Source organism: Marinobacter litoralis (genome assembly GCF_003336705.1).
Lineage (GTDB): Bacteria > Pseudomonadota > Gammaproteobacteria > Pseudomonadales > Oleiphilaceae > Marinobacter > Marinobacter litoralis.
This window is the reverse complement of record NZ_QMDL01000001.1, coordinates 50,977-70,803: the sequence shown is the minus strand read 5'-3', so window position 1 is coordinate 70,803 and position 19,827 is coordinate 50,977. Positions and strand designations below refer to the sequence as shown.

Here is a 19,827-nt window from a genome sequence, read left to right as displayed (position 1 = left end):
AATATGTGGCCAGTTAAAGGTACCGCCCAACAACTCTCACGCTACATTATATCGACACTGCGCGCAGACAACTTATCCCGTCCGCCCCACAAGGATTGCTATACGGGCCAATGCGTGCCGCTTTACCAGCCCTGTTTGAACTCGACGTCTTGCCCCGCCAACCCTGCAATCAGCTCTTTAACCAGATGCTGTTCGACGTCGTACACCGAAACACCCGGCACAAAATTGCTGACCTGCGACATCGACATGCCGGCATAGCCACACGGGTTGATGCGAGAGAACGGTTCCATATCCATGTTCACGTTCAATGCCAGCCCGTGAAACGAACACCCTTTGCGCACCCGCAGCCCGAGCGAGGCTATTTTCGCGCCGTTAACATAAACCCCCGGAGCGTCAGACCTCGGCGCCGCTTTGATATCGTAGTGGGCTAATGTGCGAACGATTGCTTGTTCAATCTCATCGACAAGCGACCGAACACCCAACTTGCGCCGGGTCAGATCAATGAGCAAATAAACAACCAATTGCCCGGGGCCGTGATAGGTGACCTGCCCTCCGCGATCCACCTGGATCACCGGAATATCACCCGGCAAAAGGATATGCTCAGCCTTACCTGCCTGCCCTTGGGTAAACACTCTCGGATGCTCGAGGCACCAAAGCTCATCAACCGTATTGTCGTCGCGGGATTCGGTGAAGGATTTCATCGCTTCCCACGCGTCCATGTACGGCTGTTGCCCCAAAGAGCGGACGATAAGATCTGCCATCACAGCACCATATGAACCCGGCCAGTAGCCTTTAGTTCTTCGAACAGCGCTTTGAGCTGAGGTTCCCCGGTAGCCACAATCTTTACCCGAAGCGAGCAAAACCGTCCATTTCGGCTGTCATTAACGGTAATGGCAGCCTTATCAATGCCCGGCGAATGCTTTTCGACAATGGCGGCAACCACATCGATAAAATCCGGAGCAGAGTCTCCGATGACTTTGATCACGTAATCGCATGGAAACTCGATTTTCGGTGCTTTCGGCTCAGTCATGCCGCCTTATACTCCCACGTCGTCGCGGACAATCCGCGCGGTCTTAATTGAATAATTGAATGAAAAAGAGCTTGATGGAATCCCACAGGCGCTTGAACAGACCGCCTTGCTCAATTTCAGTCAGTGCCAGAACCGGTTGCTCGACCACGGTTTCACCATCAAGCTGCACACGCACTTGGCCCAGTTCCTGACCCATCTTAATGGGCGCTTTAATCACAGAATCAAGGTCCACCGTCGATTGCAGTTTATCGCGGGAACCGCGTGGAATCGTTACGTAGACATCTTCGGCCATACCCACCGACACGTGATCAGCCACACCACCCCAGACATCAGCCGCCATCAGCTCCTGGCCGGCACGGAACAGACGCTCGGTTTCGTAATAACGGAAACCGTAATTGAGCATTTTCTGAACTTCCTGAGCCCGGGCTGCCGAGCTGCTGGTACCCATCACCGAGGCAATCAAACGGGTATTGTTTCGCTTCGCAGACGCGACAAGGCAGTAGCCCGCCTCTTCAGTGTGACCGGTTTTCAGCCCATCCACACTGTCATCACGCCACAGCAACGCGTTGCGGTTCGGCTGACGGATGTTGTTGTAAGTAAAATGCTTCTCAGCATAGATCGGGTAGTTTTCCGGGTAATCCTGAATAATGGCCCGCGCCAGAAGCGCCAGATCGTATGCGGTAGAGAAATGATCCTGTGCCGGCAAACCGGTGGCGTTCCGGAAGTTCGTGTTCTTCATGCCAAGCAATTGGGCTTGCTGGTTCATGATATCGACGAAAGCTTCTTCACTGCCGGCAATAAACTCGGCTAAAGCTACCGAAGCGTCGTTACCTGACTGAATAATCACGCCCTTGAGCAGATCGTGAACGGTTGCGGTGGTACCTTCACGAAGAAAGGTACGAGACCCTTCGGTGCGCCACGCATTCACGCTAATGGGCACGGCGTCCTGCATGGAAATCCGGCCCTCGTCCAGCTCACGCTCGACAATATAGGCCGTCATCATTTTGGTCAGACTGGCCGGCGGCAAGCGCTCGTTACTGTTGTGTTCCATGATCACACGGCCACTGAGCGGATCCATCAGCACCCAGGAGCTGCCGGCTATTTTGGGCGCCGAAGGTATCAGTACAGATTGCGCGGAGGCCTGCGCGGAGAACACTGTCAAAGACAGAGCCAGAAGAAAGATTCGAGTAAACATTTTGAAAACCATGGGTCGTTTCATTCGCTGTCAGAGGTTCGTCTTATGTGTGTCCTGAACTCAGGGTTCAGTGTGTGTCCGTAAGAACAATGGAGTTGCCGAAACCTTTTGCTTCAATCAGGTTCTGGGCATACCGGGCATCATCTTCACTGCCAAACGGGCCCACTTGCACCCGATGGAAACGCCCGTTACTCGTTGAAACTTGCCGCACCCGGACCGGATCATCAAGCTCTCGCTGAGCTCGGGCAAGCATTGCATTGGCAGGCTCCAGGCTACCAAAAGCCCCAAGCTGCACAAACAAAGCCTTGCGGGTACTTTCAACCGCCGGCTCTTCTGGTGCAACAGGTTCCGGAGCCGGCTTGGCCATTACTGTCTCGCCATTCGGGCTATAAGGCTGCCCGGCCAAGAACATGGAGCCGTCGGGTTTTACGGTAATAGCTGCCACTTCCACGCGCGCCGTACCGCGGGATTGGTATCCCAGTTTCTTGGCCGCCGCGTACGATAAATCGATCAAGCGGTCACCATGAAACGGCCCTCTGTCGTTCACCCGAACAACCACAGAGCGGCCGTTATCCAAATTGGTCACTCGGGCATAGCTCGGGATGCGAAGCGACTTATGGGCAGCCGACATGCTGTACATATTGAATACTTCGCCATTCGACGTTTTGTGGCCGTGGAACTTTTGTCCGTACCAGCTGGCGGTTCCACGCTCTACGTATCCGTCATTGGAATCAACCACATGGTAGCTTTTGCCCCAGACCTTATAGGGCGACTTGTTCCCTGCCCGGCGGGGAGCTTCGTAGCGAGGCTCGGCATCGGCCAGACCACTGACGTCGTAATCTCCGTCTGGTGCCCGGTCTTGCTTGATGGTGTATCGTGAAGAATGGTCGATTTCTGGGGTACTGGAGCAGCCGGACAAGACCACTGTGACTACTGCCACCCAAAAACCTATGTTCAGTATGTTCGCCATAGCTGCGCGCAACTCATCGTGTTGGTTTGTCAGAGCTTACTGACCTGCAATATTGTAACGGGTTCCACCACGCCTTAACCATTACCGGCCAGCCATGATTGACCGGCCGTCAGGCGGTAATCATCCGGCGATGGGTGTGAATCGACATAAGCACCCCGAAAGCTGCCATCAACGTAACCCCGGAGGTTCCACCATAACTGATAAGTGGCAGAGGCACACCGACCACCGGCAATAACCCGCTGACCATTCCCACGTTGACGAAGATGTAGATAAAGAACGTCATGGTCAACGCCCCGGCCAGCAGGCGCGCATAGGAATCCTGCGCCGACACCGCGATGTACAGGCAACGCAGAATGATTAAAAAGTACAACGCCATCAGCAGCAGCATGCCGACAAAACCAAATTCCTCCGCCAGAACAGCAACGATAAAATCGGTGTGGCTTTCCGGTAAGAATTCCAGATGGGACTGGGTTCCCTGCAGCCATCCTTTGCCATCCATCCCCCCGGACCCGATTGCGGTCTTGGACTGGATAATGTTCCAACCGGCTCCGAGCGGGTCACTTTGAGGGTCCAACAAGGTAAGCACACGTTGTTTTTGGTAATCCCGCATAACGAAAAACCACATCAGCGGTGCGGAAACCGACACCACACCGAAAAACGCAGTGATCAGTTTCCAGCTCATACCGGCAAAAAATACAACAAAAATACCAGCCATCCCTACCAGCAGCGAGGTGCCCAAATCAGGCTGCTGAACAATCAAAAACATCGGAAGCAGTACGATGAACAGCCCAACCATCACACGGCCGAAGGTCGGGGGCAGGAAATGACGGGAGAGGTACCAGGCAGCCATCATAGGGACCACCAACTTCATCAACTCTGACGGTTGGAACCTTGGCAGCCCCGGAATCGCTAACCAGCGCTGCGCGCCTTTCGCGCCCACCCCCACCAGCAAGACGGCCACCAACCCAGCTAACCCAAGCACGTACAGCCAAGGCGACCAACGCCGGAATACCGCTGGGTCGAGCTGAGCAAACACCAGCATGACACCAAACGCCACCGCCAATCGAATGCCCTGAGCCTTGACGACTTCAATGTTTCTGTCAGCACCACTGTAAAGTACAAACAGGCCACCACCGACCAGAATCATGAGAAGAAACAGCAAAATCGGATCGAGGTGCAACACGTTCCAGATGCTTCGCGACCGCCCTAAACCGGCACCTGCCTGAGCACCCAACAAATCGTTTCCTAATCCCATCACTGCTCACTCCCGTTCCGGGTCAACTGCCCCAGCAACTGGTTTGTCTCTGCTGCGGGAAACTCTTCCAGCCAGGCATCAAACAACCCCCGAGCCACTGGCGCGGCAACGCTGCTGCCACCACCGCCATTTTCAACAATAATGGCGACGGCAATCTTGGGGTCATCCGCCGGTGCAAAGCCTACAAACAACGCATGGTCGCGCAGTCGTTCCCGAACCTCTTCGGCATCGTATTCTTCATCTTGGCCCAGGCTAAATACCTGCGCCGTACCGGTTTTGCCCGCCATTCGATAGTTAGCATCGGCGCCAGCCCGGCGGGCGGTACCTTTCGCCCCATGCATGACTTCTTCCATGGTATCGACAACGTATTCCCAGTTTTCCGGATCTTTCAGCACCAGCGGGTTGTGAGTTTCAGCTGGTAAAAACTCGTCCGCCGACCGTTCGCCGCGAATATCCTTTAACAAACGAGGCTCAACCCACTCGCCCCGATTGGCCACCAGAGCAGTCGCTGTGGCCAGTTGCAGCGGTGTGGCCAAGAAGAACCCCTGGCCAATACCCATGTTCACAGAATCTCCCGGGTACCAACGCTCATTTCGCATGGCGCGCTTCCAGTCATCGGATGGCAGAAGGCCGCTCAAAGCACCGGAAACGTCTAACGTTGCGTCTTCACCAAAACCAAACGCCGAAAGATACTTGTGCATCGTACCAACGCCCATTTCGACGGCCGCATCATAAAAATAGACATCACAAGACTGTGCCACTGCATCTTTCAGATCGACCCAGCCATGCCCGGAACGTTTCCAGTCACGATACCGGCGGCCACCTTCCCGTAGCTGGTAGTATCCCGGATCCCAGATTTTTCGGTCGCGGGTTGTTACTCCGCTATCCAGAGCGGCCACCGCCATCATTGGCTTTATGGTAGAGCCCGGCGGGTATTGCCCCCTCAACGCCCGGTTAAAGAGAGGCTTGTCGATGCTTTCGCTGAGCGCACGATAATCCGCCACGCTGATACCGGTGACAAACTTGTTGGTATCGAAACCAGGCACACTGGCCAGCGCCAGAATGCCACCTGTGGCCGGTTCGATCGCGACAATGGCTCCACGCCGGCCTTCCAGTAACTCATGAGCTTTACGCTGCAGACGCAAGTCCAGATGCAATTCGAGATCTTCCCCCGGCACAGGATTTTCACGCTCCAACACGCGCAAAATGCGACCTCGGGCATTCGTCTCTACGTGCTGATAGCCAACCCGGCCGTGCAAGACTTCTTCGTAGAAACGCTCAATCCCGGATTTTCCGATGTAGTTGGTACCCGCATAGTTGACCGGGTCAATCCTGTTCAACTCGTCGCGGTTAATACGGCCAACAAAGCCCAAGGCATGGGCGGTGAGATCGCTGTGCGGGTAATAACGAACCAGTTCTGCAGTGACTTCAACGCCCGGAAACTCATGCCGGTGTACCGCCATCCTGGCGATATCCGATTCACCCAGATCGTAAAACAAGGGGATTTCCTGAAACGGTCGGCGAGGCTCGTTCAAGCGTTTTTTAAAGCGCTCAAGATCTTCATCAGCAATGTCGATTATCCGCCCCAAGCGGTCCAGGGTATCGTCAATGGGCGCGGCCCGTTCGGGCACGATCGTCAGACTGAAAACTGGCCGGTTTTCCGCCAGCAGCTCTCCGTTCCGGTCATAAACCAGACCACGAGGTGGTGGCACCGATTGGACCTGCACGCGGTTCTTATCCGACAGCGTGGTGTAAACATCGTGCTCAACGACCTGCAATTGATACATGCGGGCCAGCAGTCCCGTCATCAACAACATGACGAACAGCAACATCACCAACGCACGGCGTTGAAATAACCGGCGTTCTGCAGCGGTGTCTTTGAATTCACCCCAAGCCATAGAGTGTCCTAGGCCCGGTGATATGGATGATTACGTGTGATGGACCAGGCACGATACAGCTGCTCGGCAAGGAGGATGCGCACCAAAGGATGGGGTAAGGTAAGAGGAGAAAGTGACCATTGTTGGTCGGCTCGTTGCCGGCAGGCATCAGCTAAGCCATCCGGGCCACCCACCAGGAACGACACGTCCTGACCATCTTGCTGCCAGCGTTCCAGCTGGCTGGCAAGTTTTTCAGTTGACCACGGGCGCCCGCCCACTTCCAGCGCAATTACCGTATCTCTCTGACCAACAGCGGAAAGGATAGAATCGCTTTCACGCTGCATGAGTCTCGGGATATCGGGGTTTTTGCCGCGGTGAGGCATGGCAATTTCAGTCAACTCAAGGGGCAGCTCCGGAGGCATCCGGCGCGCATAATCGTTATACCCCGCAGTGACCCAGTCGGGCATCTTCTGCCCCACGCAGATCAATCGCAGGCGCATGATTACTCGCTGCCTGCCGCGCCAGCATCTGGCGCATCACGCCAGAAGCGTTCAAGATCGTAGAATTCCCGGGCTGCTGGCAGCATCAGATGCACAACCACGTCGCCCAGATCTACAAGAATCCAGTCGCTGCCCGGCGCACCTTCTACGTTATTGGCTCGCATCCCCTGCTCTTTGGCTTCGATTACCACGGAATCAGCGAGTGATTTCACGTGCCGGCTGGAGGTACCCGATGCGAGAACCATAAAATCAGTTACGCTGGTACGGTCACGAACATCAACCACGCTGATGTCTTGCGCTTTGATGTCTTCCAGCGCGTTTACGACCAGATCTTTCAGTTGTTCTGCCTGCATAATTACCCTGTGTTCCGGGCCCTGGCCCAAATGGCCGCCCGATTAGTGATATTCAAGCGCGATTGTAGCACTAAAAGTTTCTGTCGGGGCAGGCACCATACAGGCCTTGCTCATGAATTCTCTGCAAGACCGAATCGGGCAACAGGTAACGCGGAGAATGCCCGTCGGAAATTCGTTGGCGAATACCCGTTGCCGATATTTCCATGAGCGGTGCATCAAACCCCAGTATCTTGCCGGCGGGAGCCTGCCAGAGATCGTTTGCCGTTTCTGCACGACGCTCTTCAAGCAAGCCACTGGCCACACTCCCGGTCGGCAAATCAGAGCCGGGCCGGCGAACCACAACAATATGTGCCAACTGCGGAATTTCTCGCCAATCGCGCCATTGATCAAAGCCAGCGAAGGCATCGGTACCCAGCACCATCACCAGCGGCTGGTTCGGGCCCAGTTCCTGCCGCAACTGCCGCAGGGTATCCGCTGTGTAGGATGCCCCTGCACGTTGTAACTCACGATCATCAACACTCAAGCGCGCCTCGCCTTCAACGGCAAGGCGAATCATGTCGAGCCGCTGAGCCGAGGTTGCCCCCGTGCCATTTCGATGGGGTGGAATGTGGCAAGGCATCAAATCCATCCTCTCCACCTGCAACGCGTCGGCCACTTCCAGTGCCAGCCTCAGGTGCCCGTGGTGGATCGGGTCGAAGGTGCCGCCGTAGATTACGTGCATCAATCAGGCCCGAACGTGGCCGTCACCGAACACCACATACTTCTGGGAGGTCAGGCCATGCAGCCCAACCGGACCACGGGCATGAATCTTGTCGGTAGAGATGCCAATTTCCGCTCCCAAACCATACTCGAAACCATCCGCAAACCGCGTTGAGGCGTTAACCATCACGGAACTGGAATCCACTTCGGTAAGAAAACGACGCGCGCGGGTATAGTTTTCGGTAATGATGCTTTCGGTATGTTGAGAGCTGTAGCGATTGATGTGATCAATGGCACCGCTCAACCCGTCCACCACGCGCACCGCGAGAATCGGGGCAAGGTATTCTTCATGCCAATCGTCTTCGGTCGCCGCAACAATGCCAGGCAGAATCTTCAAGGTTCGTTCGCAGCCGCGAAGTTCAACACCTTTTGCATCAAACTCAGCCGCCAGCAAAGTCAGGATATCTTCGGCAATTTCCTGATCCACCAGCAAAGTTTCCATGGTGTTGCAGGTGCCATAGCGGTGGGTTTTGGCGTTCACAGCAACCTTGATCGCTTTCTCGGGATCGGCGTGACTATCGATATAAACGTGGCACACACCATCAAGGTGTTTGATCACCGGCACTTTGGCATCCCGGGAGATACGCTCAATCAACCCTTTGCCGCCCCGGGGCACAATCACATCCACATACTGCGGCATGGTGATCAATTCGCCTACGGCATCACGGTCAGTGGTTTCAACCACTTGGACAGCCGTTTCTGGCAATCCTGCGGCAGCCAGGCCCTGAGCAATACATGCGGCCACGGCTTGATTAGAATGAATGGCTTCAGAGCCGCCCCGAAGAATGGTCGCATTGCCGGATTTCAGGCACAGGCTGGCGGCTTCAACCGTCACATTCGGGCGTGACTCGTAAATAATGCCAATCACCCCCAGAGGCACCCGCATCTTGCCGACTTGAATGCCAGACGGACGATAGTTCATGTCCGTGATCTCGCCCACCGGATCTGGCAAGGTTGCCACTTGTTTCAGACCTTCGATCATCGTATCGATGCGCGCGGGGGTCAGCTCTAACCGATCCAGCATGGCAGCATCCAATCCGTTCGCCCGCCCGTTTTCCAGATCTTTCTGATTGGCCTGCGCAAGCTCCGCCCGAGCACCGTCGAGTGCTTCTGCGGTGGCGGAAAGCGCGTGATTTCTTACGTCAGTCGACGATCGGGCAACTTCTCGTGCGGCGGCCCGAGCCTGTTGGCCCAGCTCCGTCATATACGCTGCAACGTTCATTGATATACCTTCTTATTTGCAAGCTGAATCCAAAACCGGTGGGTTACTTTACCTTTCCCGTTTCAAGTCCGCACCCCAAACGACTATTATACCGCTGCACAGGATTCATTATTCAACGGATGTGCCGGTATAGGACTGTCACCATGCCCCAGTTGGCCGAAAAATTTCTGCCTAGCAAACTCTCGAAAATAGGTTTTATCGTTCTGGCGTTGACCGCGGCGGGCTTTGCCGCTTTGAGAGAACCTCTAGCGGCAGCTGCAGCAGCGTCTACAGCGGGTTTGTTTCTGACCGGCATGCACGGCAACCGCCGCAGACAATCTATGCCGTGGCGACAACTGCGCATTCTGTTTTTTATTACCCTGAACTTAGCGCTGTTTACCGCCCTATGGCGTGGCCCCTGGGCTCTGAGCCACTGGCTGTATGCCCTGCCTTTGATCACATTCGGGTTTGTTCCGGCTTACCTGGCAACTGTCGTGACCATCGTAGGGGTTATTTTCGTGATCTCCAGTACGCAATGGCTCATCACGCTGCCTGACCGCCACCAGATGATTAGCGCCTTTGTGCTCTCCACCCTGCTTGGGGCGATCCTGATCTTTTTGCAAAAATACAAAGACCGCCAACTAAAGCCTTTGCGGCGCACCGACCAACTAACCCAAGCTGCAAGCCGAGAGTACTTGTCAGCAGATTTACACAAGGAAATACAACGCAGCGAACGGGAAGGCACGCATCTTTCGGCCATGGCGATTGGACTAGACACCCACCTGAGCGACACGGCTCCGGATGCCGACATCAGCGCTATTCTGCCCCGCATCGGCCGATATCTGCATTCACAGCTCCGGGATTTTGATACTTATTACCGCATGGCCGATTTACAGTTTCTGGCAATACTGCCGGGCACCAACACCGCAGAAGCGGCAGATACCGCCGAGCGTATCCGGATTGGCCTGTGCACCCTGATGGCCTCGCACGGTTTGAAACTGACCGTCAGCGTTGGCGTTGCGGGCCTAAACATTGGCGATGATGCCGACAGTTTACAAATCAGCGCTTCAAATGCGCTAAGGCGAGCCCAACAACAAGGTGGCAACCGCACCCAGACCTATAGCAATCCAGTGCCTCACGAGCTTTCAGGTACCAAGGGGGCTGCACAATGACCGAGACCCGACTAAGAACCTGGTCACACAGCGTGGCCTACACACTGGCTGCCGTTTTTATCAGTGCACTGGCATTTCAGAATCTGCGCTATGGTTTTTACCCGTTATTCTACCTTGCCTCGATGATGGCGACATTGCTGTTCGCAGGCCTGATCTACACGTTTATTTCTCGCCGCCAGCAGCTGTCGGCTCCGGGGCACCTGGTCATTCTCAGCCTGCTGAACATTGGGCTATTCATCTCCTGCTTCACACTCGATGCACCGGGCATCAGCCATTGGGCCATGCCTCTACTGGTTCTTAACCTGACGATTTTACCCCTGCGTCAAGGGCTAGCGCTGTCGGCTTTATTAGTCGCAACCGTGTCTGTTTCATTATGGATCAGGCAACCGCTCGCTGACGCATTGATATCCAGCTCGGGGTTGGCGCTCATGCTGGCAGTGGTCGGGCTCTATATCTGGGGATACGACTACATGGCGCAGTCTGCTCAAAACCTTTCCACGACAGATCCGGTTACTGGCGCTCATAACGCCCGCTTTCTCGATGAAACACTGCAAAAAGAAATCAGCCGGGCCATTGCCACCGGCCACCCACTTTCTGTTGTCAGCATCGGCCTGAACCACGCCGATGAAATTCGGGATTTGCACGGCAAAAACGGGCTTCAAAACTTGCTGAAGAACATAACCGAGCACCTGTTCGAAACCGTTCGAACAGGTGATACCTTATACACAGTCAATGAATCCGAGTTTTTCCTGATCCTCCCTTTTACACCCGAGGAGGGCGTGCGGGTAATCGCTGAACGCATTCGCCGTAACCTCATTGAGCAAGACTGGCCCGAAGTCGGAAAAGTATCCGTTAGCCTGGGGTGCACCACCCGCGGCAATGGCGACACCAGCACCTACTCATTACGCTCTCGCGCTACAAGCGCTATGGAAGAAGCGCACACAAGAGGGGCCAATTCAGCTTGGTTTAGCCCCGGAGAACCGGTTAAAGCATGACTGAAACCTGGCTTAACGAGGCAACAACATGGGTTGCAGCCAACCCGGGATGGCTAGCGCTGGCTTTAGCTGCAACAGCCTTCATTGAATCTCTCGCCGTGGCGGGCATCATTGTGCCCGGTGTGGCCATGCTGTTTGCGTTTGCGGCTTTAGCCGGCAAATCCGGCATGCCGCTGACAGAAGCCCTGGTCTGGGCGGGCGTAGGCGCGGTGGCGGGCGACGTGTTGAGCTTTGCCATTGGCCGCTTACTTCAAGGGCGCTTACATTCGGTGTGGCCACTGAGCCGCTACCCTAAACTGCTAGCCCGCGGGGAAGCGTTTTTCCATGCTCACGGGGGCAAGAGCGTCATTATCGGGCGCTTTGTAGGCCCTATACGTCCTATTATCCCCCTGATTGCCGGCGCCTTTTACATGCCCTGGCAACGGTTCCTGTTATTTAATCTACTGTCTGCGGTCGGTTGGGCGCTGACTTACATCCTGCCGGGCTATCTGGTTGGCGCAGCACTCGCGACCGGCATCAAGCCTCCGCCACATTTCTATTTGGTTCTCGGCATCAGTGGCGCGGCATTACTCATTGTGTATTTCATAGCCCTTCGAATGCGACTCGGCCTTGGTGAAGGCAGCCGCCTGTATCACTGGCTGGAAACGCGAATGGCAGCCTATGATGCCACCCACCGTTTCTGGCGTTTATACACGAGCGCTCGCCCCGCCCACCGCGGCGAATTTCCGCTGCCTTCTCTCATGATGGCCACCACGGCCTTGGCGCTGTTCCTGATTCTTGCCCAATTGGTCACGCTTAGCGGCCACTTGTTTTTGCTCAATCAATTGGTCAGTGAATGGTTCCAATTGCTCCGGCAACCGCTGCTGGACCTACCAATGATCGCTTTTACACTGGCCGGCGATCCCCCTGTGTTAGTCGCAGGCGCCGTTTTGGCAACTGTCTGTCTCGTGTTCAGGGGTTACTACGCAGCTGCCCTCCACATCATCACAGCAGCATTGCTAACCATGGTCAGTGTTTGGTTGCTCAAAGCTGGTATCGGCATAAGCCGTCCCGACCAAGTGTTTAGCCCCCCTGAGTCCGGAGCTTTTCCAAGTGGCCACACGGCCGGCGCTACGGTTTTGGTAACACTGGCCGCCAGCTTTATTGCCGGCGAAAACGCTCAAAAACAACGATGGCAAAGCTATGTGTTGTTGTCTTTACCCTTGATCCCGATAGCCCTCAGCCGACTTTATCTCGGGGTACACTGGTTCACAGACGTTTTGGGAGGTTTTTTTCTTGGGCTGGCGATTACCGGAATCATCAGAGCGAGCTATAGCCGCTATGACCGGGTTCCTATCAAGGCCGAGGCGGTTTCCTGGATCGCTCTTATCATCTGGGTAGTGTTTAGCGTTTTTTACATTAGCGAGCAGTGGGATCTTGCTTTACAGAGCTATGCACCGAAGCTTTAACCTTCGCCTTCAAGCGCTTCCAAAAGACGTTGAAGCCGGTCGAGACGCTCCAGCGGATCCTGCAACTCGGCCAATCGTTGTTTTTCCGGGGTATCCAGGGGCAATAATTCAGTAAGACGCCACCCAACATGACGGGCATCGTCAAAGTCCACCTTCATGTCGAGATTCTGTATCGCAGGGTGCCGAAACAATGCCCTGAGCACCGAAGGCAATTCCTGGTAACGCTCCGGCACATCGCTCTCGGCCTCGGACATCAAACATTCCACGTCACCCAGATTCAAGCCATCTTCCTGCTGCCAGGTCCGCACCACCGACACCTTGCTTTCGCCTTCCACGGTGATCCCCAACAAGCCGTTATCCAGTTGCTGGAAATCAATAATGCGCACATAGGTGCCAATGTCATAAAAAGCAGCAGTCTTCGAGGTTTCAGGGCCTTTCTGCAAGAGCACTATCACAAAACCGCGATCTTCCTTCAGGCATCGGCTCAGCATATCGATGTATCGAGGCTCGAACAGCTGCAATGGAATGCGCCCTTGAGGCAAGACAACAGAATTCAACGGGAATATAGGCACATTCATATGGGTTTCAATCACTGCAAAGCAGACCCCGATTGTGTTAATTTAGCGGCCAGACAAAAGCTTCTGAGCTTCATTTACTCGATCCCTCGCTTCACTGAGCACTTGCAAACTACGGGATGCATTTAGCTCTAGCTCACCCAAGCGACGCCAGGCAGGCACCTGATCGAAAGCTGGCAAACCGGCGCTCTTGCTGGATCCAATCATGGCGTGCATTTGAGCAACAATCACGATATCCACAAGCTGAGGTGAAGGTTCACGGCTCTCGTAGCTCCAATCTTCGGCATAACGAGCCGCTTCAATAAAGTTTTTAGGAAACGACCAATTCTCCAGGACGGCGCAACTCACATCCGCCCGCAACTCTGAGACAGCATGCTGTAGGTTCTTTTCATCTGCAAACAAATTGACATGCTTTTCAGCCTGCACCAGCACCGGCACCACACCCACATCGTGCAATAACCCCGCCAGCATCGCTTCTTCCGGATTTACACCGGTTGCATGATCTGCCAGCACCCAACATAAAGCAGCCACCTCGCGCGAATGCTGCCAAAGTGCTTCCATTTCTTTCTTTAACGTTGGCTGCTGGGATTTAAAGACCTCACGCATGGCAAACACCGTCACCAACTGCCGCGTTGTTCGCATCCCCAATCGGATCACCGTTTCCTGCACGCTACGAACGTCACTAAAGCCGCGGTATAACGGACTATTGCAGGCGCGAACCAGTTTCGCAGCCATGGCCGGGTCAGCCGACACGGCTCCGGCCACCTCGGTTGCACCAGTATCCTCACGCTCAACAAGTCGGCGCACTTTCCAGGCAACATCCGGCACACTTGGCAGTTGCAACTGGTTGGACCGAAGCTCCGCATAGAACTCCATTAACAATTGGTGCTCTTCGCTCTGCCCAACTTCATCGACCGTTGATGCCATGCCATCCTGAGCCACTGGCGCATCACGCAAAAGCTGATTGAGGGTTTCCTGCTCAACCACCAGAAACTCACACGGCTCCAATGCTTTGACGTCATACATTCTGGGCTGAAGCCGGGCAATCGGGTTAACCGCCTTGTCTGTCCCGGCCTGAATTTCCGAATGCCGGCCATCATGAGACGCCAACTGCACCGAGCCGGAAATCAAAAAGTAATCCAACCCGTCCCGCACGCCACGTTCGAGGATTTTCGCCCCCCGTTTAAAGGCGCGGCGCTCGGCGCGGTTGGCCAATACCACCAACTGCCCGTCTGTCAGCCGGCCAAGGGGGTTGAAGTCTTTCAATCGACGAAGCGTTAGCCGTTCCTGGCTTCCCATAAACAAACTCTCGAAATAATGAATACCGTTGTTACACATTGTAATCACACACGGCCAAAACAGCCATGCGAACGCGCCGAATCTGGTATCCTCTGGTATCTACTGCGTTAACTATAGTCTCAACAAGATCAATCGGGAGAGAAAAGCACATCATGCCCCAGTATCGTTCGCACACATCGACAGCCGGCCGAAACATGGCCGGAGCTCGCGCCCTATGGCGTGCAACCGGTATGAAAAACGAGGATTTCGGCAAACCCATCATTGCCGTTGTGAACTCTTTTACCCAATTTGTGCCGGGCCATGTTCACTTGAAGGATCTGGGCCAGTTGGTCTGCCGTGAAATTGAAGAGGCCGGCGGTGTTGCCAAAGAATTTAACACCATCGCGGTTGATGATGGCATCGCCATGGGTCACGACGGCATGCTGTATTCTTTACCGTCCCGTGAAATCATCGCCGACTCAGTCGAGTATATGGCCAACGCGCACTGTGCCGATGCGCTGGTGTGCATTTCCAACTGCGACAAGATCACCCCGGGCATGCTGATGGCTGCCCTGCGCCTGAACATTCCCGCTATTTTTGTTTCCGGTGGCCCAATGGAAGCGGGTAAAACCAAGCTGTCCGAGAACAAGCTCGACTTGGTCGATGCCATGGTGATCGCCGCCGACCCAACCGCCAGCGACGAGAAGGTGGCCGAATACGAGCGCAGCGCCTGCCCGACTTGCGGCTCCTGCTCTGGCATGTTCACCGCTAACTCCATGAACTGTCTGGCCGAAGCCATTGGTTTGGCACTGCCGGGTAATGGATCTATGCTGGCAACCCACGCCGACCGCGAGCAATTGTTCCTGAAAGCCGGCCGCCAGATTGTGGAAAACACCCGGCGCTACTACGAGCAGGATGACGACAGCGTATTGCCGCGCAGCATTGCGTCACTCGAATCGTTCAAGAACGCGATGGTGATGGATATCGCCATGGGTGGTTCCACCAACACTATTCTGCACCTGCTTGCTGCGGCCCAAGAAGGCGAAGTGAACTTCGACCTGGCAGACATCGACCGTTTGTCCCGGGAAGTTCCTCAATTGTGTAAAGTGGCGCCAAACTCGCCGAAATACCACATGGAAGACGTGCACCGCGCGGGCGGCATCATGGGTATTCTGGGCGAACTGGACCGCGGAGGGTTGATCAACACTAACCTGCCAACCGTCCACAGCAAGACCATGAAAGAAGCTCTCCAGACTTGGGACATCATGCAGTCGCCCACGCCTGAAGTGATCGAATTCTACAAAGCTGGCCCTGCGGGTATCCCGACCCAGACCGCGTTCAGCCAGAGCACTCGCTGGCCAAGCCTCGACGGTGACCGCGAAAACGGCTGCATCCGCTCGGTTGAAAACGCCTACTCATCCGAAGGCGGCCTTGCTGTGCTTTACGGCAACATCGCACTGGACGGATGCGTGGTGAAAACGGCAGGCGTTGATGAAAGCATCTTTGTCTTCGAAGGTAAGGCCAAGGTGTTTGAAAGTCAGGACTCTGCCGTCGCCGGCATTCTCAACGATGAAGTGAAATCGGGCGATGTGGTTATCATTCGCTACGAAGGGCCTCGCGGTGGCCCTGGCATGCAGGAAATGCTGTACCCCACCAGTTACCTGAAATCCAAAGGGCTGGGTAAAGAGTGTGCCTTATTGACCGATGGCCGGTTCTCGGGCGGCACCTCAGGCCTGTCTATTGGCCACGCCTCACCCGAAGCCGCAGCCGGCGGCGCGATTGGCCTGATCGAAGACGGTGACACCATTCTGATCGACATCCCGAACCGCTCGATCAACGTGCAGCTCAGCGATGACGAGCTAAGTGAGCGTCGCCGTCAACGTGACGCAAAAGGCTGGAAGCCGGATCAGCCCAGAGAGCGCAAAGTTTCAACAGCACTCAAGGCCTATGCTCTGTTGGCAACCAGTGCAGACAAAGGCGCGGTCAGAGATACGTCCAAACTGGACTGACCCGCCCCGACAACAAAAAAGCCCGACTCATTCAGAGCCGGGCTTTTTTATTTCGAGCGGGCCACTCACCAGAGCGACCAGGTATCGTCGTCTTCCGATTTTCCGGATTTCTCGGTAGCCGGTTTAGCATCTGCTTTTTCGGGCTTGGCGGTTGTAGCCGGGGCCGGAGCCGCCGCGCTGCTGGCAGTTGCTGAGGCAGCCTGCTGGACAGGGACCATTCCCAGCACTTTTTTCGTTTCCTCAGTGACCATGCCGCTGGCTTTCAACCCTTGATCTTCTTGAAAGCGAACCAACTCAGCACGCGTACTGTCATCCATGGTTGGGCTAACATTGGTGATGTTATAGCCAGCTCCATAAAGCGCATGTTTGAGGGCAATCGTATCGTTGGCCTGAGCCGCCGAAGCCAGCCCCGCCATTGTGATGGCTCCCACCAACAGCGTCGATTTACCGAAATGACGTGCAACTGTTTTCATGGTTCTCACCTGCTTTACTCCTGATACCTTGCAGTACCTGTCTAGTTATTATGTTGGGCGCACAGCTTAGCTATGACTTAAAAAAACCGTAACATATTTTACGGCTCAGAACTTTGATCACTGTTCGGTTGTCGCGCTTCTTGTTCCGCCCCTTCACTGAACTCCCGGATAAAGATGCCCCAGAAAGCCATGAACAAAGCCGCCACCAAAGGCCCCATGACAAACCCGTTAATACCAAACATGGCAATCCCGCCGAGCGTTGACAGCAGTACCAGATAATCCGGCAACTTGGTGTCGCGCCCCACCAAAATAGGCCGTAGCAGATTATCGGCCAGACCAATCACCACCACACCAAATACCGTGAGCACGACCGCCGAGACAAGGTCACCAACCGCAGCCAGATAGATAGCCGCCGGCACCCATACAATGGCGGCACCAACCGCGGGCAACAACGACACAATCGCCATGACCACCCCCCACAGCAAGGCTCCGGTAATGCCGAGCACAGCGAAAATGATGCCCCCCAGAGCCCCCTGAATGATCGCGATCAGGAGGTTGCCCTTGACCGTCGCCCGGGTTACTTCCGCAAACTTCGCAAACAACAAACGCTCCCGTTCATCTCCTAGCGGCAACGCCTTGATCATCAATTCCACCAGCTTGCTGCCGTCCCGAAGCAGAAAGAACGCCAGATAGATCATCAACGCCAGCCCAAGGAAAAACTGGAACGTATTCTGCCCCACCCCTAACGCCTGCTTGGCCAAAAACTGACTACCCCCCAAAAAGGCACTCACCGTTCGATCCCTAAGTTCTGCAACGTTGATATCAAATTGCGCCAAGAGGGACTGTATCGCCGGGAATGATTTGTTGACCTGATCGATGTATTCGCCGGGGCGGATCTCGCCATCCTGGATTTTCTGGTAGATGCCTACCCCTTCGCCAATCATCGCAGTACCCAGAACGAGAACCGGAATAATGACGATCACCAAACACACAAAGAGTGTTATCAGGGCATTGATATTGGGCCTGTCACCCAGCTTTTTATGAAGAAGCTGTTGGACGGGATGAAAGATCAACGCAACAGCCACGGCCCAAAAAATAGGACCAAAGAACGGTTTCATCAACAAGACGAATGCTAAAGAAACGCCCACCAGCATCGCCAGAAAAGTTCGTGTTTCAAGCTTGGCGTACATATCGGATCAGTCCTACAAACAGGAGTACAAAGGGAAGCTAAGACTACCATGACAGCGTGGCCACTGTGGTCAACTTCGCGTTATAGTTGATGGTTATTGACCAACCATTGAACTTGTTATGCCACTGCCTTCTGAAAACTTCAGCATTGAGACGGCACTTGACGCAGCCACCGAATTGCGACGAGTACTCGCCGCCCGCATGCATCGCCGCAAAGTGATGGGGCAGGAAGTTCTCGTGCCCGGACAGTTGGGAGAAGCTTTGCAGCTTCCCAAAATCATCAACCGCTTGAACAGCAAACAACAACGCTATCGCGAGATGGGGCTAAACGACTTCCAGGAACTCTGGCCAACCCTGTCGGCCCGAACCCGTGAAAAAGTTTTGGAGGCAATTGGCTGGTACGACCCCAATGAACTTGACTGGGATGACAAGCGGTCCAATCGCCGCCCCGTGATCGACCCGAAAGATGGCCTTGATTGACAGCCTTTTTCGCTAAAAAAGCGCAATATGACAAGCTCGGATTCAAACCGACAACGCTCTGTTACGCAACTCAAACAAACAAACGTGCCATCTGTTCTATTCTGGATACCTAAGATTGTCGACCGGCAATCGCGCACCCAATCAGTTAGGACAGTCGATGGCATGCGTATCCTGAGAACCGACGAAGCCCGCTTCGAAGGCCTACCGGATTACCCGTTTCTTCCAAATTACCAAGAGGTCGAACCCGGCCTGCGAATGCATTTCGTGGAAGAGGGTCCCGCTAACGGAGCTCCCGTGATCATGTTGCACGGCGAGCCCACGTGGTCGTACCTTTACCGGCACATGATCCCGATTGTTGCCGCGGCCGGCCACCGAGTACTGGCACCCGATTTGATCGGTTTTGGAAAATCCGACAAGCCCGCATCGCTCAGCGATTATTCCTACGACAACCATCTACGCTGGCTGTCCCATTGGCTGGAAGCCCTAGACATCCGGGGAGCCACGCTGGTTTGTCAAAACTGGGGATCGTTGCTCGGGTTACGATTGGCGACCGATAATCCGGACCGGTTCAACCGCATCATTGTTGGAAACGGCATGCTGCCTACCGGCGACACCCGGGTTTCGACAACGTTTAAAGTCTGGAAAGCCTTTGCCAGCCACAGTCCCTGGTTTCCGGTCAGTAAAATGGTACAACTCGGCACCGAAAGAACACTGACGAAGCGGGAATTAGCCGCTTACGAAGCGCCATTTCCACGGGACGAATACAAAGGCGGCGCCAGAGCCTTCCCTGCGCTGATCCCTACATCACATGCCGATGTATCCGGCGCAGCGAATCGCGAAGCCTGGCGCAAGCTCGAAAAGTGGCGCAAACCCTTCATCACTTGCTTCAGCAGCGGCGACCCCATCACCCGCGGAGTTGATCGCCAAATGCAGCGCCGCATACCCGGCGCGCATGGGCAACCGCACATGACTCTCCCGGGCGGGCACTTCCTGCAGGAAGACTCGCCAAGCTCGTTTGCCAGAGTCATTATTGATGCATTGAAACACGAGATGGCTGCCTGAACGCAGC

Annotated in this window: 20 protein-coding genes; 6 read left to right on the top strand and 14 right to left on the bottom strand. The window is 55.0% G+C overall.

Going from position 1 to position 19,827, the window contains the following annotated elements:
• Positions 1–122: 122 nt before the first annotated feature.
• The 10 genes from lipB to DOQ08_RS00305 form a co-directional block, all read right to left on the bottom strand.
• Positions 123–761: a lipoyl(octanoyl) transferase LipB gene (gene lipB / locus DOQ08_RS00350; RefSeq protein ID WP_114332933.1), complete on the bottom strand. Its 639-nt coding sequence runs from the start codon at positions 759–761 to the stop codon at positions 123–125.
• Positions 761–1,030, bottom strand: a complete 270-nt coding sequence (locus DOQ08_RS00345) for an HP0495 family protein (protein WP_114332932.1) — start codon at positions 1,028–1,030, stop codon at positions 761–763. Before DOQ08_RS00345 ends, lipB begins: the two co-directional genes overlap by 1 nt.
• A 43-nt stretch (positions 1,031–1,073) precedes the next feature.
• The gene (locus tag DOQ08_RS00340) at positions 1,074–2,225 is read right to left on the bottom strand and encodes a D-alanyl-D-alanine carboxypeptidase family protein (protein WP_227537429.1); all 1,152 of its coding nucleotides are present in this window, start codon (positions 2,223–2,225) and stop codon (positions 1,074–1,076) included.
• A gap of 67 nt (positions 2,226–2,292) precedes the next feature.
• Complete coding sequence (locus DOQ08_RS00335) at positions 2,293–3,195, bottom strand: septal ring lytic transglycosylase RlpA family protein (protein WP_114332930.1); 903 nt, start codon at positions 3,193–3,195, stop codon at positions 2,293–2,295.
• Positions 3,196–3,304: 109 nt separating this feature from the next.
• Positions 3,305–4,450 (bottom strand): rod shape-determining protein RodA, encoded by a 1,146-nt coding sequence (gene rodA, locus DOQ08_RS00330; protein WP_114332929.1) that lies wholly within the window; start codon positions 4,448–4,450, stop codon positions 3,305–3,307.
• Positions 4,450–6,348, bottom strand: coding sequence for a penicillin-binding protein 2 (gene mrdA, locus DOQ08_RS00325; RefSeq protein ID WP_114332928.1), 1,899 nt, complete (start codon positions 6,346–6,348; stop codon positions 4,450–4,452). The genes rodA and mrdA overlap by 1 nt, the downstream gene beginning before the upstream one ends.
• A gap of 8 nt (positions 6,349–6,356) precedes the next feature.
• Complete coding sequence (gene rlmH / locus DOQ08_RS00320; protein ID WP_114332927.1) at positions 6,357–6,827, bottom strand: 23S rRNA (pseudouridine(1915)-N(3))-methyltransferase RlmH; 471 nt, start codon at positions 6,825–6,827, stop codon at positions 6,357–6,359.
• A gap of 2 nt (positions 6,828–6,829) precedes the next feature.
• Positions 6,830–7,180: a ribosome silencing factor gene (gene rsfS, locus DOQ08_RS00315; RefSeq protein WP_114332926.1), complete on the bottom strand. Its 351-nt coding sequence runs from the start codon at positions 7,178–7,180 to the stop codon at positions 6,830–6,832.
• 70 nt (positions 7,181–7,250) lie between these two features.
• On the bottom strand, positions 7,251–7,901 hold the full coding sequence (gene nadD / locus DOQ08_RS00310; protein WP_114332925.1) for a nicotinate-nucleotide adenylyltransferase: 651 nt from the start codon (positions 7,899–7,901) through the stop codon (positions 7,251–7,253).
• A 3-nt stretch (positions 7,902–7,904) separates the two neighbouring features.
• Positions 7,905–9,161 carry a glutamate-5-semialdehyde dehydrogenase gene (locus DOQ08_RS00305; protein WP_114332924.1) on the bottom strand — a complete coding sequence of 419 codons (1,257 nt, stop codon included), beginning with the start codon at positions 9,159–9,161 and terminating at the stop codon, positions 7,905–7,907.
• Between the two features lie 143 nt (positions 9,162–9,304).
• Here DOQ08_RS00305 and DOQ08_RS00300 point away from each other — a divergent pair, with 143 nt between their 5' ends.
• Genes DOQ08_RS00300 through DOQ08_RS00290 form a run of 3 tightly spaced genes read left to right on the top strand, consistent with a single transcriptional unit; the run spans position 9,305 to position 12,755 of the window.
• On the top strand, positions 9,305–10,312 hold the full coding sequence (locus DOQ08_RS00300; protein ID WP_114332923.1) for a GGDEF domain-containing protein: 1,008 nt from the start codon (positions 9,305–9,307) through the stop codon (positions 10,310–10,312).
• Complete coding sequence (locus DOQ08_RS00295) at positions 10,309–11,307, top strand: GGDEF domain-containing protein (RefSeq protein ID WP_114332922.1); 999 nt, start codon at positions 10,309–10,311, stop codon at positions 11,305–11,307. Before DOQ08_RS00300 ends, DOQ08_RS00295 begins: the two co-directional genes overlap by 4 nt.
• The gene (locus DOQ08_RS00290) at positions 11,304–12,755 is read left to right on the top strand and encodes a bifunctional DedA family/phosphatase PAP2 family protein (RefSeq protein ID WP_114332921.1); all 1,452 of its coding nucleotides are present in this window, start codon (positions 11,304–11,306) and stop codon (positions 12,753–12,755) included. Before DOQ08_RS00295 ends, DOQ08_RS00290 begins: the two co-directional genes overlap by 4 nt.
• Here the strand turns inward: DOQ08_RS00290 and DOQ08_RS00285 are convergent.
• Both DOQ08_RS00285 and DOQ08_RS00280 read right to left on the bottom strand, forming a co-directional pair.
• Positions 12,752–13,333 carry an LON peptidase substrate-binding domain-containing protein gene (locus DOQ08_RS00285; protein WP_114332920.1) on the bottom strand — a complete coding sequence of 194 codons (582 nt, stop codon included), beginning with the start codon at positions 13,331–13,333 and terminating at the stop codon, positions 12,752–12,754. The two genes, DOQ08_RS00290 and DOQ08_RS00285, sit on opposite strands and share 4 nt — an antisense overlap.
• 42 nt (positions 13,334–13,375) lie before the next feature.
• The gene (locus DOQ08_RS00280; protein WP_114332919.1) at positions 13,376–14,629 is read right to left on the bottom strand and encodes an HDOD domain-containing protein; all 1,254 of its coding nucleotides are present in this window, start codon (positions 14,627–14,629) and stop codon (positions 13,376–13,378) included.
• Between the two features lie 152 nt (positions 14,630–14,781).
• Here DOQ08_RS00280 and ilvD point away from each other — a divergent pair, with 152 nt between their 5' ends.
• The gene (gene ilvD / locus DOQ08_RS00275; protein ID WP_114332918.1) at positions 14,782–16,617 is read left to right on the top strand and encodes a dihydroxy-acid dehydratase; all 1,836 of its coding nucleotides are present in this window, start codon (positions 14,782–14,784) and stop codon (positions 16,615–16,617) included.
• Positions 16,618–16,682: 65 nt separating this feature from the next.
• Here the strand turns inward: ilvD and DOQ08_RS00270 are convergent, their stop codons facing one another.
• Complete coding sequence (locus DOQ08_RS00270) at positions 16,683–17,090, bottom strand: peptidoglycan-binding domain-containing protein (protein ID WP_114332917.1); 408 nt, start codon at positions 17,088–17,090, stop codon at positions 16,683–16,685.
• A 98-nt stretch (positions 17,091–17,188) separates the two neighbouring features.
• On the bottom strand, positions 17,189–18,280 hold the full coding sequence (locus DOQ08_RS00265) for an AI-2E family transporter (RefSeq protein ID WP_114332916.1): 1,092 nt from the start codon (positions 18,278–18,280) through the stop codon (positions 17,189–17,191).
• Between the two features lie 118 nt (positions 18,281–18,398).
• On the opposite strand from DOQ08_RS00265, the gene DOQ08_RS00260 reads away from it, so the two are divergent.
• On the top strand, positions 18,399–18,758 hold the full coding sequence (locus tag DOQ08_RS00260; protein ID WP_114332915.1) for a hypothetical protein: 360 nt from the start codon (positions 18,399–18,401) through the stop codon (positions 18,756–18,758).
• 162 nt (positions 18,759–18,920) lie between these two features.
• On the top strand, positions 18,921–19,820 hold the full coding sequence (locus DOQ08_RS00255; RefSeq protein WP_114332914.1) for a haloalkane dehalogenase: 900 nt from the start codon (positions 18,921–18,923) through the stop codon (positions 19,818–19,820).
• The last annotated feature ends 7 nt before the right edge of the window (positions 19,821–19,827 follow it).

Excerpts from the sequence above, each read along its gene's own strand:
- mrdA (WP_114332928.1), bottom strand. The coding sequence starts at position 6,348 with ATGGCTTGGGGTGAATTCAAAGACACCGCTGCAGAACGCCGGTTATTT.
- rsfS (WP_114332926.1), bottom strand. The coding sequence starts at position 7,180 with ATGCAGGCAGAACAACTGAAAGATCTGGTCGTAAACGCGCTGGAAGAC.
- DOQ08_RS00300 (WP_114332923.1), top strand. The coding sequence starts at position 9,305 with ATGCCCCAGTTGGCCGAAAAATTTCTGCCTAGCAAACTCTCGAAAATA.
- DOQ08_RS00280 (WP_114332919.1), bottom strand. The coding sequence starts at position 14,629 with ATGGGAAGCCAGGAACGGCTAACGCTTCGTCGATTGAAAGACTTCAAC.
- DOQ08_RS00270 (WP_114332917.1), bottom strand. The coding sequence starts at position 17,090 with ATGAAAACAGTTGCACGTCATTTCGGTAAATCGACGCTGTTGGTGGGA.
- DOQ08_RS00255 (WP_114332914.1), top strand. The coding sequence starts at position 18,921 with ATGCGTATCCTGAGAACCGACGAAGCCCGCTTCGAAGGCCTACCGGAT.
- DOQ08_RS00290 (WP_114332921.1), top strand. The coding sequence starts at position 11,304 with ATGACTGAAACCTGGCTTAACGAGGCAACAACATGGGTTGCAGCCAAC.
- DOQ08_RS00340 (WP_227537429.1), bottom strand. The coding sequence starts at position 2,225 with ATGTTTACTCGAATCTTTCTTCTGGCTCTGTCTTTGACAGTGTTCTCC.
- DOQ08_RS00265 (WP_114332916.1), bottom strand. The coding sequence starts at position 18,280 with ATGTACGCCAAGCTTGAAACACGAACTTTTCTGGCGATGCTGGTGGGC.
- DOQ08_RS00305 (WP_114332924.1), bottom strand. The coding sequence starts at position 9,161 with ATGAACGTTGCAGCGTATATGACGGAGCTGGGCCAACAGGCTCGGGCC.
- DOQ08_RS00285 (WP_114332920.1), bottom strand. The coding sequence starts at position 13,333 with ATGAATGTGCCTATATTCCCGTTGAATTCTGTTGTCTTGCCTCAAGGG.
- rodA (WP_114332929.1), bottom strand. The coding sequence starts at position 4,450 with ATGGGATTAGGAAACGATTTGTTGGGTGCTCAGGCAGGTGCCGGTTTA.
- ilvD (WP_114332918.1), top strand. The coding sequence starts at position 14,782 with ATGCCCCAGTATCGTTCGCACACATCGACAGCCGGCCGAAACATGGCC.
- DOQ08_RS00260 (WP_114332915.1), top strand. The coding sequence starts at position 18,399 with ATGCCACTGCCTTCTGAAAACTTCAGCATTGAGACGGCACTTGACGCA.
- DOQ08_RS00345 (WP_114332932.1), bottom strand. The coding sequence starts at position 1,030 with ATGACTGAGCCGAAAGCACCGAAAATCGAGTTTCCATGCGATTACGTG.
- DOQ08_RS00335 (WP_114332930.1), bottom strand. The coding sequence starts at position 3,195 with ATGGCGAACATACTGAACATAGGTTTTTGGGTGGCAGTAGTCACAGTG.
- nadD (WP_114332925.1), bottom strand. The coding sequence starts at position 7,901 with ATGCACGTAATCTACGGCGGCACCTTCGACCCGATCCACCACGGGCAC.
- DOQ08_RS00295 (WP_114332922.1), top strand. The coding sequence starts at position 10,309 with ATGACCGAGACCCGACTAAGAACCTGGTCACACAGCGTGGCCTACACA.
- lipB (WP_114332933.1), bottom strand. The coding sequence starts at position 761 with ATGGCAGATCTTATCGTCCGCTCTTTGGGGCAACAGCCGTACATGGAC.
- rlmH (WP_114332927.1), bottom strand. The coding sequence starts at position 6,827 with ATGCGCCTGCGATTGATCTGCGTGGGGCAGAAGATGCCCGACTGGGTC.